This is a genomic window from Streptomyces sp. NBC_00016, from assembly GCF_045040885.1.
Classification (GTDB): domain Bacteria; phylum Actinomycetota; class Actinomycetes; order Streptomycetales; family Streptomycetaceae; genus Streptomyces; species Streptomyces coriariae.
Genome location: NZ_CP108304.1, coordinates 5714805 through 5731607, shown reverse-complemented (window position 1 = coordinate 5731607; position 16803 = coordinate 5714805). Strand labels below are relative to the sequence as shown.

The 16803-nt window shown below is 72.4% G+C and carries 13 protein-coding genes; 4 read left to right on the top strand and 9 right to left on the bottom strand.

What is annotated here, in order from left to right; translation table 11 throughout:
- Positions 1 to 27: 27 nt before the first annotated feature.
- From OG933_RS25485 to rsmI, 8 genes are all read right to left on the bottom strand, one after another.
- Entirely contained in the window at positions 28 to 1833 is a 1806-nt protein-coding gene (locus OG933_RS25485) for an ABC-F family ATP-binding cassette domain-containing protein (protein ID WP_362523696.1), read from the bottom strand.
- Between the two features lie 354 nt (positions 1834 to 2187).
- The gene (locus tag OG933_RS25480; protein ID WP_405629067.1) at positions 2188 to 3516 is read right to left on the bottom strand and encodes a hypothetical protein; all 1329 of its coding nucleotides are present in this window, start codon (positions 3514 to 3516) and stop codon (positions 2188 to 2190) included.
- A 125-nt stretch (positions 3517 to 3641) separates the two neighbouring features.
- Positions 3642 to 4547: a 4-(cytidine 5'-diphospho)-2-C-methyl-D-erythritol kinase gene (locus tag OG933_RS25475; RefSeq protein ID WP_405629065.1), complete on the bottom strand. Its 906-nt coding sequence runs from the start codon at positions 4545 to 4547 to the stop codon at positions 3642 to 3644.
- Complete coding sequence (gene rsmA, locus OG933_RS25470) at positions 4544 to 5470, bottom strand: 16S rRNA (adenine(1518)-N(6)/adenine(1519)-N(6))-dimethyltransferase RsmA (protein ID WP_362523692.1); 927 nt, start codon at positions 5468 to 5470, stop codon at positions 4544 to 4546. The genes OG933_RS25475 and rsmA overlap by 4 nt, the downstream gene beginning before the upstream one ends.
- Before the next feature lie 47 nt (positions 5471 to 5517).
- Complete coding sequence (locus tag OG933_RS25465) at positions 5518 to 7074, bottom strand: ubiquitin-like domain-containing protein (protein WP_405629063.1); 1557 nt, start codon at positions 7072 to 7074, stop codon at positions 5518 to 5520.
- A 114-nt stretch (positions 7075 to 7188) separates the two neighbouring features.
- Complete coding sequence (locus tag OG933_RS25460) at positions 7189 to 8079, bottom strand: TatD family hydrolase (RefSeq protein WP_362523687.1); 891 nt, start codon at positions 8077 to 8079, stop codon at positions 7189 to 7191.
- Positions 8080 to 8134: 55 nt separating this feature from the next.
- Positions 8135 to 8578, bottom strand: coding sequence for a hypothetical protein (locus tag OG933_RS25455; protein WP_405629061.1), 444 nt, complete (start codon positions 8576 to 8578; stop codon positions 8135 to 8137).
- A 222-nt stretch (positions 8579 to 8800) separates the two neighbouring features.
- Entirely contained in the window at positions 8801 to 9661 is an 861-nt protein-coding gene (rsmI, locus tag OG933_RS25450) for a 16S rRNA (cytidine(1402)-2'-O)-methyltransferase (protein ID WP_362523684.1), read from the bottom strand.
- Positions 9662 to 9757: 96 nt separating this feature from the next.
- Between rsmI and OG933_RS25445 the strand changes: the two genes are divergently transcribed.
- The 3 genes from OG933_RS25445 to OG933_RS25435 all read left to right on the top strand — a co-directional run bounded on the left by OG933_RS25445 (position 9758) and on the right by OG933_RS25435 (position 15088).
- The gene (locus tag OG933_RS25445; RefSeq protein ID WP_405629059.1) at positions 9758 to 11509 is read left to right on the top strand and encodes a dolichyl-phosphate-mannose--protein mannosyltransferase; all 1752 of its coding nucleotides are present in this window, start codon (positions 9758 to 9760) and stop codon (positions 11507 to 11509) included.
- Positions 11510 to 11628: 119 nt separating this feature from the next.
- Positions 11629 to 13266: a penicillin-binding transpeptidase domain-containing protein gene (locus tag OG933_RS25440; RefSeq protein ID WP_405629058.1), complete on the top strand. Its 1638-nt coding sequence runs from the start codon at positions 11629 to 11631 to the stop codon at positions 13264 to 13266.
- 142 nt (positions 13267 to 13408) lie between these two features.
- A complete protein-coding gene (locus OG933_RS25435; protein WP_405629056.1) occupies positions 13409 to 15088 on the top strand; it encodes a penicillin-binding transpeptidase domain-containing protein in 1680 nt (559 codons plus the stop codon).
- A 57-nt stretch (positions 15089 to 15145) separates the two neighbouring features.
- On the opposite strand, the gene OG933_RS25430 is transcribed toward OG933_RS25435, so the two are convergent.
- Positions 15146 to 15502: an SsgA family sporulation/cell division regulator gene (locus tag OG933_RS25430; RefSeq protein WP_054244095.1), complete on the bottom strand. Its 357-nt coding sequence runs from the start codon at positions 15500 to 15502 to the stop codon at positions 15146 to 15148.
- Between the two features lie 226 nt (positions 15503 to 15728).
- Here OG933_RS25430 and OG933_RS25425 point away from each other — a divergent pair, with 226 nt between their 5' ends.
- Positions 15729 to 16799: an energy-coupling factor ABC transporter permease gene (locus OG933_RS25425; RefSeq protein WP_362523675.1), complete on the top strand. Its 1071-nt coding sequence runs from the start codon at positions 15729 to 15731 to the stop codon at positions 16797 to 16799.
- Positions 16800 to 16803: the final 4 nt, after the last annotated feature.

The following is a 16803-nucleotide window of genomic DNA, read 5'->3' as shown; positions in this document are numbered from 1 at the left end:
CCGTCGTTATGCGCCTTCACGCACCCTTCACGCGTCCTCGGCCAGTTCCAGCCACCGCAGCTCCAGTTCCTCGCGCTCGCCCACCAATCCACGCAGCGCGGTGTCGAGTTCGGCGACCTTCGCGAAGTCGGTGGCGTTGTCCGCGATCTGGGCGTGCAGCTTGGACTCCTTCTCGGAGACCTTGTCCAACTGCCGCTCGATCTTCTGGAGTTCCTTCTTGGCGGCGCGCTGGTCGGCGGCGCTCTTCTCGGCCACCGGCTTCGCGACGGCCGCCGGAGCCGAGGCGGCCGCGGCCTCCTCCATGCGCTGCCGGCGCTCGATGTACTCGTCGATACCGCGCGGGAGCATCCGCAGGGCGGCGTCGCCGAGGAGGGCGAAGACCCGGTCCGTGGTCCGCTCGACGAAGAAGCGGTCGTGGGAGATGACGATCATCGAGCCCGGCCAGCCGTCGAGGAGGTCCTCGAGCTGGGTCAGGGTCTCGATGTCGAGGTCGTTGGTGGGCTCGTCGAGGAAGAGGACGTTGGGCTCGTCCATGAGCAGACGCAGGATCTGCAGACGGCGGCGCTCACCGCCCGACAGGTCCCCGACCGGCGTCCACTGCTTGTCCTTGTTGAAGCCGAACGTCTCGCAGAGCTGCCCGGCGGTCATCTCGCGCCCCTTGCCGAGGTCGACGCGCTCACGCACCTGCTGGACGGCCTCCAGGACCCGCAGGGCGGGGTCGAGTTCGGCGACCTCCTGGGAGAGGTAGGCGAGCTTGACGGTCTTGCCGACGACGACCCGGCCGGCCACGGGCTGCACCTCGCCCTCGGTGCGGGCGGCCTCGGCCAGGGCCCGCAGCAGCGAGGTCTTGCCGGCGCCGTTGACCCCGACGAGGCCGATGCGGTCACCGGGGCCGAGGTGCCAGGTGATGTGCTTGAGCAGCACCTTGGGACCGGCCTGGACGGTGACGTCCTCGAGGTCGAAGACGGTCCTGCCGAGGCGCGAGGAGGCGAACTTCATCAGCTCGCTGCTGTCGCGGGGCGGCGGCACGTCCTTGATGAGCTCGTTGGCGGCCTCGACACGGAACCGCGGCTTGGACGTCCGCGCGGGGGCGCCGCGGCGCAGCCAGGCGAGCTCCTTGCGGACCAGGTTCTGCCGCTTGACCTCCTCGGTCGCGGCGATGCGCTCACGCTCCGCGCGCGCGAAGACGTAGTCGGAGTAGCCGCCCTCGTACTCGTGGACGTCGCCGCGCTGCACGTCCCACATGCGGGTGCAGACCTGGTCCAGGAACCAGCGGTCGTGGGTGACGCAGACGAGCGCGGAGCGGCGCTCGCGCAGATGCCGGGCCAGCCAGGAGATGCCCTCGACGTCGAGGTGGTTGGTCGGCTCGTCGAGGACGATCAGGTCCTGCTCCTCGATCAGCAGCTTGGCGAGCGCGATCCGGCGGCGCTCACCGCCGGAGAGCGGACCGATCACGGTGTCCAGGCCCTGCGGGAACCCCGGCAGGTCGAGCCCGCCGAAGAGCCCCGTGAGCACGTCCCGGACCTTGGCGTTGCCGGCCCACTCGTGGTCGGCCATGTCCCGGATGACCTCGTGCCGGACGGTCGCGGCCGAGTCGAGCGAGTCGTGCTGGGTGAGTACGCCGAGGCGGACCCCGCCGGAGTGCGTGACCCGGCCGGAGTCTGCGTCCTCCAGCTTGGCGAGCATGCGGATCAGCGTGGTCTTCCCGTCGCCGTTGCGGCCGACGACGCCGATCCGGTCCCCTTCGGACACGCCGAGCGAGATGCCGTCGAGGAGGGTACGGGTCCCGTACACCTTGCTGACGTTCTCGACATTGACCAGATTGACGGCCATTTCTCTCCTGCCACGGGGGATGCTCGACCCTCCAGGGTAGTCCGCGCGGCGGACACCCTTCGGTGCCCGGTTTCTTTCGCGGTCATGAGGGCGGCAGCGGCGTGCGGCAGGGATCGCGACGGTCGTGCGCGCTGTTCACGAACGGCGCGTGCGCGAGCGGCTCACGCCCCCGTGGTTCCCGCGGGCGGCCGCTGACACCCGTCGGGCGGCGGCACGCGGCGAACGGTTGCGCGCGCGGGGCGGACGCCCCCTCGCGCACGCCGGGGCGGGCCGGGCACGGGCGCGCCGGGCCGCCGGACCGCCGGGCCGCCGGGCCGCCGGGCCGCCGGACCGCCGGGCCGCCGGACGGGATCGTCACTCCGGCTCGGAGAACCTCGGCTCGGAGACCGCCGGGTGGCGTTCCTCGTAGCGCCACATCGCCCGCACGAGGCCGTCGTCCGGCCCGCCGTCGACGTCGAGGGGCCGCAGCGCGCGCTCGGCGGCCACACAGCGCGGGTCGTCGCGCTGCGCGAGCCCGTAGGCGGCGTGTACCCGGGTGTCCCGCAGCTCGTCGTCGAGGAGTCCGGCGAGCACGTCGGTGACGCCGGGCGCCTCCGCGGGGCAGTGCGCCAGCCAGTGGGCCGCCCGCTCGCGCACCCGGGGGTCGGGGTCGCCCGCGAGTGCGTACAGGACGTCGAGCTTCTCGCGCGGCACGCGCGTACCCGCGGTTTCCGGTCGCAGGGTGTCGGGCACCTCCAGGCGGACGCGCGGGTCTGGATGCCCGGCGTACGACAGACCGACGGGCTCGATGATCTCCCCGTTCCCGTCCGAGTCGCCCTCCTCGCTCAGCCCGGACAGCACCAGGGCGAGCACCTCGGGGTCCGGCTCCTCCAGGGCCCAGGGCAGGAACACCTCGGGCGCGAGTTTGTGGACGACGGATCCCGGCCGCGAGAACATGCCGCCGAACCCGATGACGAGGCACCGCAGCACGTCCGCGGCGAAGAGCCGGTGCAGGCGGTCGGGGTGCGCGCTCAGCGCCTGGGCGGCGCCCCAGGTCTCCTCGTCCAGCCGGCCGGCGAGGAGGACGACGGAGTCGGACCAGACGCCGTGGTCCCGGTCCGGGCGGGTGAGTGCCCGCGCGAGCAGCTCGTCGAACGGCGTACGGATCCGGAAGCGCTCCTCCAGCACGGTGAGGACACCCGGATGGCCGTCCCACACGGTCTGCCCGCCGAGCGAGTGACGCTCGTACCGCGAGGACCAGGAATCGACCCGCACCGTGCCGCGCTCGACCGGCCCGGCCGCGCCGGTCCTGCGCCGCAGCTCGGTCTCGAGGTCCGCCTCGGCCCAGTACCGCGCGCGTGCCAGCAGATCGGCCCGCGCGTCGGCGTCGAGGCGCACGAGTTCGGGGAGCAGCCTGGTGGCCATCCAGGAGCAGCCGCCGTCCACCGCCCGGGTCAGCGCGCTGTCGCCGCCGGGCAGCCCGGGATCCCCTCCGGGCGCCCCGCCCGGCGACCGCAGCGGGTCGGCGCCGGCCCTGATCAGCTCCTCGGCGACCGGTTCGTCGTAGGCCGCCACGGCCACGCAGAGCAGGGGAACGCCGTCGGCCGGGTCGCGGGCGTTCGGGTCCTGTCCGCCGTCCAGCAGTTCACGGACGGCGTCGACATCTCCGCGTCGAACCGCCGCCACCAGCTCCGCCGACCCCATGCGCATGCCCCTTCGCCCCGGCCCGGCCTCCTGCTGGAACCGGCCGAGGGAGCCTAGAGGGCAGGGGCCGCTCGGAGCAGCCGAATTACGGCCGGGACGGGCGGTCTACGACGAGGACTGCCGCGTCACGTGCGGTCCCCGACGACCGTCGCGCCCGGCGCCGGTCCCGCCGCCACCCGCACGCTCCTGCAGGTGCCCGACGTGCGCAGCGCCTGCGCGATCCTCTCCGCCGCGGCGGTGTCGCGGGCGAGGAACGCGGTGGTCGGGCCCGAGCCGGAGACGAGCGTGGCGAGGGCGCCGGCCGCGTGACCCGCGGCGAGGGTGTCGGCGAGTTCGGGGAAGAGCGACAACGCGGCCGGCTGGAGGTCGTTGGAGACGGTGGCCGCGAGGGCGTCGGGGTCCCCCTCGGCCAGGGCGTCGAGGAGGCGCCGGGAGGCCACCGGCTCGGGGATGTCCCGGCCCTGCGCCAGCCGGTCGAACTCCCGGAACACCGACGGTGTCGACAGCCCCCGTCCGGCCATCGCGAACACCCAGTGGAACGTGCCGCCGGTCTCCAGGACCGCCAGCTTCTCGCCGCGCCCGGTGCCGAGAGCGGCCCCGCCGACCAGGCTGAACGGCACATCGCTGCCCAACTCGGCGCAGATCTCGAGGAGTTCGTCACGGGTGGCGCCGGTGCCCCACAGCGCGTCGCAGGCCAGCAGCGCGCCCGCGCCGTCCGCGCTGCCGCCCGCCATGCCCCCGGCGACGGGGATGTCCTTGGCGATGTGGAGGTGCACGTCGGGCGTACGGCCGTACCGCTCGGCCAGCGCGATCGCGGCCCGCGCCGCCAGGTTCGTACGGTCCAGGGGCACCTGGCGGGCGTCCGGGCCCTCGCAGGTGACGCGGAGTCCGTCGGCCGGGGTCACCGTGACCTCGTCGTACAGACCGACCGCGAGGAAGACGTTCGCCAGGTCGTGGAAGCCGTCCGCGCGGGCGGCGCCCACCGCGAGCTGCACATTGACCTTGGCGGGCACCCGCACGGTGACGCTCACTCGGAGTCCTTCCGCTTCGGCGACGCGAGGGGCGCCGGGGACGCGAGGGGCGTCTCCCGGTCCGGCGCGGCCTCGGCGATGCGGGCGAACTCCTCGACCGTGAGGGCCTCGCCGCGCGCCTGCGGCGAGACGCCGGCCGCCACGAGGGCCTCCTCCGCGCGGGCCGGGGAGCCCGCCCATCCGGCGAGCGCGGCCCGCAGGGTCTTGCGGCGCTGGGCGAACGCCGCGTCGACGACGGCGAACACCTCGCGCCGCGACGCCGTGGTGTCGATCGGCTCGGTCCGCCGCACCAGCGACACCAGTCCGCTGTCCACGTTCGGTGCGGGCCAGAACACCTTGCGCCCGATGGCGCCGGCCCGCTTGACCTCGGCGTACCAGTTGGCCTTGACCGACGGCACGCCGTACACCTTCGAGCCGGGCCCGGCGGCGAGCCGGTCGGCGACTTCGGACTGGACCATGACGAGGGTGCGCTCGATGCTCGGGAAGGTCTCCAGCATGTGCAGCAGCACGGGCACGGCCACGTTGTACGGCAGGTTCGCGACCAGCGCGGTCGGGGCGGGGCCGGGCAGCTCGGTCACCTGCATCGCGTCGGAGTGCACCAGCGCGAAACGGTCCGCGCGCTCCGGCATGCGCGCCGCGATCGTCGCGGGCAGCGCGCCGGCCAGGACGTCGTCGATCTCGACGGCCGTGACCCGGTCGGCGGTCTCCAGCAGCGCCAGGGTGAGGGAGCCGAGCCCCGGGCCGACCTCGACGACCACGTCGTCGGGCCGGACCTCCGCGGTGCGGACGATACGGCGGACCGTGTTCGCGTCGATCACGAAGTTCTGGCCGCGCTGCTTGGTGGGCCGCACGCCGAGGACCGCCGCCAGCTCACGGATGTCGGCGGGGCCCAGGAGGGCGTCGGGGGCGGGGCTGGTACTCACGGGACAAGGGTACGGGGGCGCACGGACACCGTCCGCCGCCGCACCTCTCACCCGTGCAGCCGCGTCCCGCAGTGCGGCCAGGGACTGGCCCCGCGCCGCACGTACAGCTTCTTCGCCCGGAGCGTCTGTTCCGCCGCCGGTGCGTCCTGGGGCCGTCCGCTGCCGCCGAGGCTCTGCCAGGTGCGGGTGTCGAACTGGTACAGCCCGCCGTACGTGCCCGAGGGGTCGACCGCGTTCGCCCGGCCGCCCGACTCGCAGACCGCGAGGCCCTGCCAGTCCAGGCCGTCGGCGCCCCGCACGGAGGCCGGCAGCGGCTTCGTCCCGACCCTCACCACCTGATCGCGCGGTTCACGCACGATCTCGTCACGGATCCGCCGCGGGGTCTGCCGTACGCCGTTCACGGTGCGCAGCGCGTACGTGATCCGGCGCAGGCCGGGCTGTCCGGCCCGCTCCACCACCTCCGTGCCCTTGAACAGCGAGGAGTCGTCGGTGCGGCGCACGTCGAACGGGATCGCCTCCTCCCGCACCTCCTTGCTGCCGGTGATCCGCAGCACCGTGACCGTCTGTCCGTCGCGCGGGAAGCTGCCGGGCGCGACGGACGTGGTGTCCTGGCCGCGCAGGGTGATCCCGGCCTCCGCCACCGCCTCGCGCACGGTCGCCGCGTTGGTGCGGACGGTGCGGGCCCGGCCGTCGGCCATGACCGTGACCGAGCGCTCGGTGCGGACGTCCAGCGCGAGCCCCGCGCGGCCGATGGGCTGGGAGCGCGGGACGGACATGTAGGCGCCCTCCGCGCGCACCCCGAGCTGCTGGAGCGCCTCCTGCACGGTGTGCGCCGTCGTCCACACCTCGTGCCGGTGTCCGTCCAGGGTGAGCCGGACGGGCCGCCCGTAGTGCACCGCGATCTCGTCACCGCTGGTGAGTTCGGTGTCGGGGCCGGGCGCCACCACGTCGTGCGCGCCCACCCGCACGCCTTCCTCCGCGAGGAGTTCGCTCACGTCGTCGGCGAAGGTGTGCAGCGTGCGCGGCTTGCCGTCGACGGTCAGCTCGACCGCCTTGTCCTCGGCGACGAAGGCGGTGGTGCCGCCGGCCAGGAACGCGACGACGAGTGCCTGCGGGACCAGCCGGCGGATCGTGGACTCCGGACGCTCGGCGGAGCGCGTCCGGCGCCGGCGCGCGGCCCGCCCCACGTCGTGCCCCACGTCCGGCCCGACGTCTCGCCGCGGCAGCGGCGACAGCCGGGGCAGCGGAGCCTGCTGGGGCAGCACCGGTCCGGAGAGCCGAACCGTCTCGGCGTACGGGGCGGCCCCGGAGAGCTGGACCGTCTCGGCGTACGGGGCAGCCGCGGCGGGCTGGTCCTGCTCGGCGAACCGGACCGGCTCGGGGAGCTGGAGCGTCTCGGGGAGCTGGAGCGTCTCGGGAGGCGGGGGCGGCGCCTCGTACGTCTCGTACGCGGGGCGGTACGTGTCGTCGTACGTCCCGGGCGCCGCGTACACGCCGTACGCGATCGTCTCGGCGTTGTGCAGGTCGACGTCGGCGTTGTGCAGGTCGACGTACGACCCGCCACCGGCGTACGGCTCGTACTCGAAGTACTGCGAGTTGCTCACGCCGACACTCCAGGGGAGGGGTCCGGATCGGGCCCCCAGAACCTAGCGGAGCGACGGTCACTCTCCAAAGTGGCGCGGCTACCGAGAGTTGTGTTCGACGGGTGGCGGGTGCGCTCAGTAGTCGAACGCGCGTGCGGTGTTCGCGGCGAGGGCGGTGGCCAGGGTGTCCTCGTCGATGTCCCGCACGGCGGCCATGGCGCGCACCGTGACCGGAATCAGATACGGGGCGTTGGGCCGTCCGCGGTAGGGCGCCGGGGTCAGGAAGGGGGCGTCGGTCTCCACCAGGAGCAGCTCCAGCGGGGCCACCGCGACGGCGTCCCGGAGGTTCTGGGCGTTCTTGAAGGTGACGTTGCCGGCGAAGGACATGAAGTATCCGGCGCGGGCACAGATCTCGGCCATCTCGGCGTCGCCGGAGTAGCAGTGGAAGACGGTGCGCTCGGGGGCGCCCTCCTCCTTCAGGACGCGCAGGACATCGGCGTGGGCGTCGCGGTCGTGGATGACCAGGGCCTTGCCGTGCCGCTTGGCCATCTCGATGTGGGCGCGGAAGGAGTTCTCCTGGGCTTCCTTGCCCTCGGGGCCGGTGCGGAAGTGGTCGAGTCCGGTCTCGCCGACACCCTTGACGTGCGGAAGCGCGGCCAGGCGGTCGATCTCGGCGAGCGCCTCGTCGAGCGCCTGCGCGCCGCCCGGCGTCCGCGCGCCCTGGCGGGACCACCCGTCGGGGTCGCCGTGCACGATGCGCGGCGCCTCGTTCGGATGCAGGGCGACCGTGGCGTGGACCGCGTCGTGCGCTGCCGCCGTCTCGGCCGCCCACCGGGAGCCCCGTACGTCGCAGCCGACCTGGACGACCGTGGTCACGCCGACCGACGCGGCTTTCGCGAGAGCCTCCTCCACCGTGCCCGACTGCATGTCGAGGTGGGTGTGGGAGTCGGCGACCGGCACCCCGAGGGGGGCCGGAAGCGGCGGCGCGGCGTTCTTGTCGGCGTTCTTGTCGGCGTTCGAAGGCATGCCCCGATCCTACGGAAGGGGCACGCCCTCCCCGGCGGGCGATCGGCCCGCCCGGCTAGCTCGCCTTGCGGAACGGGTGCAGAAGGTCGGACAGGTGCCAGTGGTGGTGCTGCGGCGCCGTGGACTGCGCGTCGGGCTGTGCGTCGGGCTGTGCGTCGGACGGCCCCTCGGCCGCCGAGACCGGCGCCTGGACCGGTCCGGCCGGGGGCGCCTTGTGCTGTCGGGCCGCGCTGAGCACCGACGAGACCTGCCCCGCCCGCATGATGCGCACGACGTGCCCGTCGCAGTTCTGGCACGCGGGGCGGCTCAGCGGCGACGGGACGACCCGCCCGTTCGCCACGTAGAGGACGAACTCGTGACCGTCGGCGTCGGTGTGGTGCTCTATCTCGAAGGCCTGCTCCCAGCCGTGCCCACAGCGCATGCAGGCGAAGGAGTACGACTCGTTGACGACGGCGCTGGCGCCGCCGCGGAGGCCGGTCTGCCCTGTGATCTCACTCATGACCGCTCCTGGTGTCCGCTGGTGGGACCGCTCAAGTCCCGTCATCCAGTGGACGCCTCGCCCGGAGCGAATGCACTCGACCTGTGCACTGTTGAAGGCGATTTGGGCGTCCCTTGCCACAACGCCCGGCGTCCTTTGCCCGCACATGGGGCGCACGCTCAGACGACATGCGCCCTGCTCAGAGGGGGTGTGAGTCCCTTCACAGCACCCGGGCAACAACCGTCACAGGCCCCCGGCGTTCTTCGCCGCCACCACCGCGTCGAACACCTCGCGCTTCGGCAGCCCCGCCTCCGCCGCCACCGCCGCGATGGCCTCCTTGCGGCGCTCGCCCGCCTCCTCGCGCACCCGCACCCGCCGCACCAGCTCCGCCGCGTCGAGCTCCTCGGGACCGCGCTCGGGCGCCCCGGTGACGACGACGGTGATCTCGCCCCGCACGCCCTCGGCCGCCCACTGGGCCAGCTCGCCGAGCGGACCGCGCTTCACCTCTTCGTACGTCTTGGTCAGCTCCCGGCACACGGCGGCCCGCCGGTCCGTGCCGAACACCTCGGCCATCGCGGCGAGGGTGTCGTCGAGCCGGTGCGGGGCCTCGAAGTACACGAGGGTCCGGCGCTCCTCCGCGACCTCCCGCAGCCGGGACAGCCGCTCGCCGGCCTTCCTCGGCAGGAACCCCTCGAAGCAGAACCGGTCGACGGGCAGCCCCGACAGGGCCAGCGCGGTGAGCACCGCGGACGGGCCGGGGACGGCGGTGACGCGGATGTCCTGCTCGACGGCCGCGGCGACCAGCCGGTACCCGGGGTCGGAGACCGACGGCATCCCGGCGTCGGTGACGAGCAGCACCCGCGCGCCGCCCACCAGATCCGCGACCAGATCGGGAGTACGGGCGGACTCGTTGCCCTCGAAGTAGGACACGACACGCCCCTTGGGCGTCACCCCCAGCGCCTGGGTCAGCCGCCGCAGCCGGCGCGTGTCCTCGGCGGCGATCACGTCGGCGCCGGTCAGCTCCTCGGCGAGACGGGGCGGGGCATCGGAGACGTCACCGATGGGAGTACCGGCAAGAACGAGGATTCCGGGCGTAGCTGTCACGTTTCCATCCTCGCAGGGCGGGGTCCCACTCGATCGACCAGGCCGGTCGGGGCCCATGCACGGGACTCACACAGACCTGTTCCCTACGATGGCGCGGTGACCAGTACCGCGTCCTCCATGGACTCCACGGACTACCGGCAGGGCCAGACACCGCCAGACGAGCGGCCGTCGTGGCAGCAACGGCTGCGCCGTTTCGGATACACCGCGGAGCCCTCCGCCGACGTCCGGGAGCGGCTGGTGCCGCCGTTCGCCCAGCCCAGCCCCCGGTTGTGGCAGGCGCTGGGCATCTCGCACGAGCGGGCGGACCGGATCGCGCGCCGGTCGTCCTGGACCGGTCCGCTGCTGATCACGCTGCTGGCGGGCGTGCTCCGGTTCTGGCATCTGGGCAGTCCCAAGGCGGTGATATTCGACGAGACGTACTACGCCAAGGACGCGTGGGCGGTCGTCCACCGCGGGTTCGAGGTCAACTGGGACAAGAACGCCAACGACGTCATCCTCTCCTCCGGCGGGCACGTCACGATCCCGTCGGACGCGGCGTACGTCGTGCATCCGCCGGTCGGCAAGTACGTGATCGGGCTCGGCGAGCTGCTCTTCGGGTTCGACCCGTTCGGCTGGCGGTTCATGACGGCGGTGCTCGGCACGCTCAGTGTCCTGCTGCTGTGCCGGATCGGCCGCCGGATCTTCCGCTCCACCTTCCTGGGCTGCCTGGCGGGCGCGCTGATGGCGGTCGACGGGCTCGCCTTCGTGATGAGCCGCACCTCGCTGCTCGACGGCGTGCTGATGTTCTTCGTGCTGGCGGCGTTCGGCTGCCTGGTGGTCGACCGGGACAAGGCACGCGAGAAACTCGCCGCCGCGCTCCCCAGGGACGTGGACGGCCGCTGCCGCCCCGATCCGCACATCGCGGAGACCACCCGCCTGGGGTGGCGCCCCTGGCGCTGGGGCGCCGGTCTGATGCTGGGCCTGGCCATCGGCACCAAGTGGAACGGCCTGTACATCCTGGTCGCGTTCTGCCTGATGGCGGTGTTGTGGGACGTCTCCTCGCGCAAGGTGGCGGGCGCCCGCCACCCGTACCTGGCGGTGCTGAAGCGCGACACGGGCTTCGCGTTCCTGGCCACGGTCCCGGTCGCGCTGGTCACCTACCTGGTGTCGTGGACGGGCTGGATCCTGTCCGCCACCGACGGCAAGGGCGGCTACTACCGCAACTGGGCGGCCACCGACGGCAAGGGCGGCAACTGGACCTGGCTGTTCCCCGACTGGTGGCGCAGCCTGTGGCACTACGAGCACGAGGTCTACGAGTTCCACACCCACCTCACCTCGCCGCACACCTACCAGTCGAACCCGTGGAGCTGGCTCGTCCTCGGCCGCCCGGTCTCGTACTTCTACGAGTCCCCCACCCCGGGCCAGGACGGCTGTCCGACGGACGCGGGCGAGAAGTGCGCCCGCGAGGTCCTCGCGATCGGCACGCCCCTGCTGTGGTGGGCGGCCTGCTTCGCGGTCCTCTACGTCCTGTGGCGCTGGCTCTTCCGCCGCGACTGGCGCGCCGGCGCGATCGTCTGCGGCATCGCGGCCGGCTACCTGCCGTGGTTCATGTACCAGGAACGCACGATCTTCCTCTTCTACGCCGTCGTCTTCCTGCCGTTCCTGTGCCTGGCGGTGGCGATGATGATCGGCGCGCTCATCGGTCCCCCGGGCTCCAGCGACACCCGCCGCGTGGCGGGCGCCACCGGCGTGGGCGTCCTCGTCCTGCTCATCGCCTGGAACTTCATCTACTTCTGGCCCCTGTACACGGGGCAGGCGATCCCGATCGACGACTGGCGTTCACGTATGTGGCTGGATACGTGGGTCTAACGATTGCGGAAACTCTCGCCCCACGCGCCGCCCTTTCCGCTTACTGTGAGCCTGACGGATCTTTCTGAACACGTTCAGAAACGCCCACGAGGGCGACGGGGACAACGGGGAGGGCACACATGCGCAAGGGGGCCAAGGCAGCGATAGTCGGCTCGGTCTTCGCGGTGATGGTGGGCGGGGCCGGATACGGGGCCTTCAACATCGTGAACGCGCTGAACGGCGGCGGGAGCGGGGCCGACGGGTCGGGGGGCAGCGAGCCGGTGGCCGTGAAGACCGGGCCGCCGAGCGGGTCCGAGGTGAAGGACACGAGCGCCAAGTTCTTCGCGGCCTGGGAGAAGGGGCAGGCCGTGGCGGCCGCCGCTCTCACCAACAACGCGGCGAAGGCCGAGCCCCTGCTGACCTCGTACGGCCAGTCGGCACACATCACCGGCGTGAAGATCACACCGGGCGCGTCGGTGGGCGACAGCGTGCCCTTCACGGTCCGGGCGACGGTGTCGTACGAGGGGAAGTCCAAGCCGCTCACCTACAAGAGCGGGCTGACGGTCGTCCGGGGCGTCACCACCGGTAAGGCGCTGGTGGACTGGGCGCCTTCGGTCGTCCACCCCGAGCTGAAGTCCATGGACGACACCCTGGTCACGGGCTCGTCGGCGGCGCCGTCGATCGAGGCGGTGGACCGTGACGGCAAGGTGCTCACCAAGGAGAAGTACCCCTCCCTGGGGCCGATCCTGGACCAGTTGCGCGCCAAGTACGGGGACAAGGCGGGCGGGACGGCCGGTGTCGAGCTGGCGATCAGACACGCCACCCCGGACACCGCCGACACCCCGCTGCTGACCCTCGCCGAGGGCAAGGCGGGCAAGGTGCCCACCACCCTCAGCGCCGACGTGCAGGCGGCCGCGGAGAAGGCCGTGCAGAAGTACAACCAGTCGTCGGTGGTGGCCGTCAAGCCGAGCACCGGCGAGGTGCTGGCGGTCGCCAACAACCGGACGGACGGCTGGAACGCCGCGTTCCTGGGGGAGGTCGCGCCCGGCTCCACGATGAAGATCGTCAGTGCGGCCACCCTCATCGACAACGGCCTGACCACCGCGAACGGCCCCGCGCCGTGTCCGCCCTCGGCCGTCTCCGAGAGCCAGACCTTCCAGAACATCAAGGGCATGAAGCCCAATGAGAACGCGACCCTCGCCGAGAGCTTCGCCCGCTCCTGCAACACGGCGTTCGTGAAGTTCGCGGACGAGGTGAAGGTCGACTCGCTGACGAACGAGGCCCGGGACCGGTTCGGGATCGGCCTCGACTGGCAGACCGGCATCCCGTCCTTCGACGGCTCCGTCCCGGCCGCCGGCGGCCCGGACACCGCGGCCGGCCTGATCGGCCAGGGCCAGATCCAGATGAACCCGCTGAACATGGCGTCGGTCACGGCGACCGCGATGACGGGCACCTTCCGGCAGCCGGTGATCGTGCCGCTCAGCCTCGACGGCCGGGAACCGGCACACGCGCGTGGCCTGTCGTCGAGCACCGTGCAGCAACTGCGCTCCATGATGAACCGCACCGCGACCAGCGGCACCGCGGCCGAGGTGATGAACGGACTGAGCGGCCGGATCGGCGCCAAGACCGGTTCCGCCGAGGTCGACGGGCAGAACAAGTCCGACAGCTGGTTCACCGGCTACCGGGGCGATGTCGCGGCCGCCGCGATGACCCAGGACGGCGGTCACGGCGTCGACGCGTCCGGCCCTATCGTCGTGGACGTGCTGCAGGCGGGCTGAGCGGCGGCACGGTGGCTGACGTCACACGTGACGTCACCCTCACAGGACGGGACTCTAGGGTGGTAGCCGTCGTTGGGGTCAGTGAGGGCAACGAGGGCAGCGGGGCTGGGGGGAGGCCCCTGGGGATCCGGAGGATCTGGCAGTGGGCAAGAGAAGGCGTGTCGAAGAGGGGCGCAAGAAGCGGCGGCCCGCCGTCGTCGGCGGCATGATCGCCGTCGTGGTGGGCGGGGCGGGCATCGGCGTCTACGCGCTGTACGGGGGCGGAGCGGCGGCCGACGAGGGTTCGGCCGCGGCGGCCAACGGCACGCAGGTGCCGCGGGTCAGGGCCGACGCGCCGTCGGCGGCCGAGGCGAAGGCCACGGCCGCCCGGTTCCTGACGGCCTGGCAGCAGGGCAAGGTGTCCGGGGCGGCCGCCGCCACGGACGACTCCGCGGCCGCCACCGCCCTCCTGACCGGCTACACCAAGGACGCCCACGTCACGGGCGCCACCTTCACCGCGGGCAAGGCCGCCGGCGCCAAGGTCCCGTTCTCCGTGAAGGGCACGGTGAAGTACAAGGGCGTCAGCAAGCCGCTCACGTACGACAGCGCCCTCACCGTCGTCCGCAACCCCGAGAACGGCAAGGCGCAGGTCGACTGGCACGCGTCCGTCGTCCACCCGGACCTCCAGGACGGCGACACGCTCGTCACCGGCGAGTCCGGCACCCCGCCGGTCAAGGCCGTCGACAGTGCCGGCGGCGAGCTCACCGCCGCCAAGTACCCCTCCCTGGAGCCGGTCCTGGACGGGCTGCGGGAGAAGTACGGCAAGAAGGCGGGCGGCAAGGCGGGCGTGGAGCTCCAGGTCGTCCGCGGCAAGGCGTCGAAGGCGAAGAAGGCCTCCGACAAGACGCTGCTGGAGCTCAGCAAGGGCACTCCGGGCACCGTGAAGACCACGCTGAGCCCGACCCTCCAGGCGGCCGCCGAACAGCAGGTGGCGAAGACCGCGCGCTCGTCGGTCGTCGTGATGCGCCCCTCCACGGGCGAGATCCTCGCGGTGGCCAACGCCGGCCACGGCTTCAACACCGCGTTCAACGGCTCGCTCGCGCCCGGCTCCACGATGAAGGTCATCACCTCGTCGCTCCTCATCGAGAAGGACCTGGCGTCGGCGGACAAGGTGCACCCCTGCCCCAAGACGTTCACGTACGGCGGCTGGAAGTTCCACAACGACGACGACTTCCAGATCACCGGCGGCACCTTCAAGGCGAGCTTCGCGCGCTCCTGCAACACCGCCTTCATCAGCCAGGCGCCCGACCTGGACAACGACAGCCTGACCAAGCAGGCGCAGCAGGTCTTCGGCCTGTCGATGAACAACTGGGCGATCGGCGTGCCGTCCTTCGACGGCTCGGTGCCGGTGCAGTCGGCGGCCCAGATGGCGGCGTCGCTGATCGGTCAGGGCGGGGTGCGGATGAACCCGCTGAACATGGCGTCGGTCGCCTCCACCGTGAAGGCGGGCACCTTCCACCAGCCGTATCTGGTCGCCCCGTCGGTGGACGACCGCACGCTGGCGACGGCCTCGCGCACGATGTCGTCGTCCACGCTGTCGCAGCTGCGGGAGCTGATGAACTACACCGCCGCGGCCGGCACCGCAGCCGAGGCGATGTCCGGTCTGGGCCCCGACTACGGCGCCAAGACGGGATCGGCCGAGGTCGACAACCAGGACAAGCCCAACGGCTGGTTCACCGCCTACCGCGGCGATCTGGCGGCCGCGGGCGTCGTCCAGGCGGGCGGCCACGGCGGCGACACGGCCGGACCCATCGTGGCGTCACTGCTGCGCCTGGGCGGCTGACACCCGACCGGCACGCCCGCCGGAGCACGGTCCGGCACGCCCGCCGGGCCGACCCGGCTAGTGCGTGACGGGCTGCTGCGCCGTCGCCATGTAGGTGCGGCGCAGGAACCGCAGCAGCGACTTCGACTCGAACTGGACGACCGAGACGCCGTGCGGGGAGTGGAACTCGACGACGGTCTGGACGCGCCCGCACGGCCACACCCGGACCTCGCCGGTGCCGGTCGGGGCACGCAGCCCCTGTTCGAGGAGGTCACGGGAGAACGTCCACTCGCGCCGGTCGGGCAGCCCTACGCGGACCGACCGGGGGTCCTCGGGGTCGTAGCGCAGGACGACCGGGACGGCCCTGCGTTCTTCCTCGGCCTGGTCGGCCTCGGTGACGATGTGGGCTCGCGCGTACTGTTCGACTACGGACATCGGCCGACCCTCTCACGCAGCGTGACCTGTGCGGAAGCTGTGCGTCCGCTCCCCTTCCAATGTCGCATATTTTGCGGATTGCGCTCCTCCGCACAGGCATATCTCACATGTGCGATACACGGGTTCGGCATGGGCCTGCCACAGGGGCGCCGCGAGCCCCGCCCGCCCGAAGAGACAAGCTTCTCGCTCTTGCGAACCGTTCGCATTAAGCCACTATCATCGTCGGGTGCACGTACCCGACGGATTCATCAACGCCCCGACCTCCGCCGTGACCGGAGTCGTCGCCGCCGGCGCCATCGCCGTGAGCCTGCGCGGCGCGCGCCGCGAGCTGGACGACCGGACCGCGCCGCTGGCCGGCCTGGTGGCGGCGTTCATCTTCGCCGTGCAGATGCTGAACTTCCCCGTCGCGGCGGGGACCAGCGGCCACCTGCTCGGCGGCGCGCTCGCCGCGATACTCGTGGGCCCCTACACAGGGGTCCTGTGCGTGTCCGTGGTCCTGCTGATGCAGGGCATCCTCTTCGCCGACGGCGGTCTGACCGCGCTGGGCGTGAACATCACCGACATGGCGATCGTGACGACCGTCGTGGCGTACGCCGTCTTCCGCGGCCTGGTGAAGGTGCTGCCCCGCGGCCGCCGGTCCATCACGGTCGCGTCCTTCGTCGCCGCCGTACTGTCCGTGCCCGCCGCCGCCGTCGCCTTCACGCTCATCTACTGGATCGGCGGCACCACCGACGTGTCGATCGGCAAGGTGGCGACCGCGATGATCGGCGTGCACGTGCTGATCGGCATCGGCGAGGCCGTGATCACCGCGCTGACCGTGGGCGCCGTCGTCGCCGTCCGGCCGGATCTCGTCCACGGCGCGCGCGACCTGCGGCAGAAGCTCCAGCTGCGGGTGCACGGCGAACTCGTCGACGCCCCGGCGGCCGAGGAGGCGCCGGCCGGCGCGCGCACGCCCGTGGCGGCGCGCACCTCGCGGCGCACGCTGTGGGTGACCGGGCTGGTCACCTCGCTCGTCCTGGCCGGCTTCGTCAGCTTCTACGCCTCCGCGAACCCCGACGGCCTGGAGAAGGTCGCCGCCGACAAGGGCATCGACAAGAAGGCCGAGGAGCACGCGTCCGCCGACTCCCCGCTCGCCGACTACGGCGTCAAGGACGTGACGAACGCCCGGCTGTCCGGCGGCCTCGCGGGCGTGATCGGCGTCGGCACGACCGTCGTCGCGGGCAGCGCGGTGTTCTGGGCGGTGCGCAGGCGCCGGACGGGCGACGACGTGTCACCGACCGCCGTAGAGAACGTCTGACGTC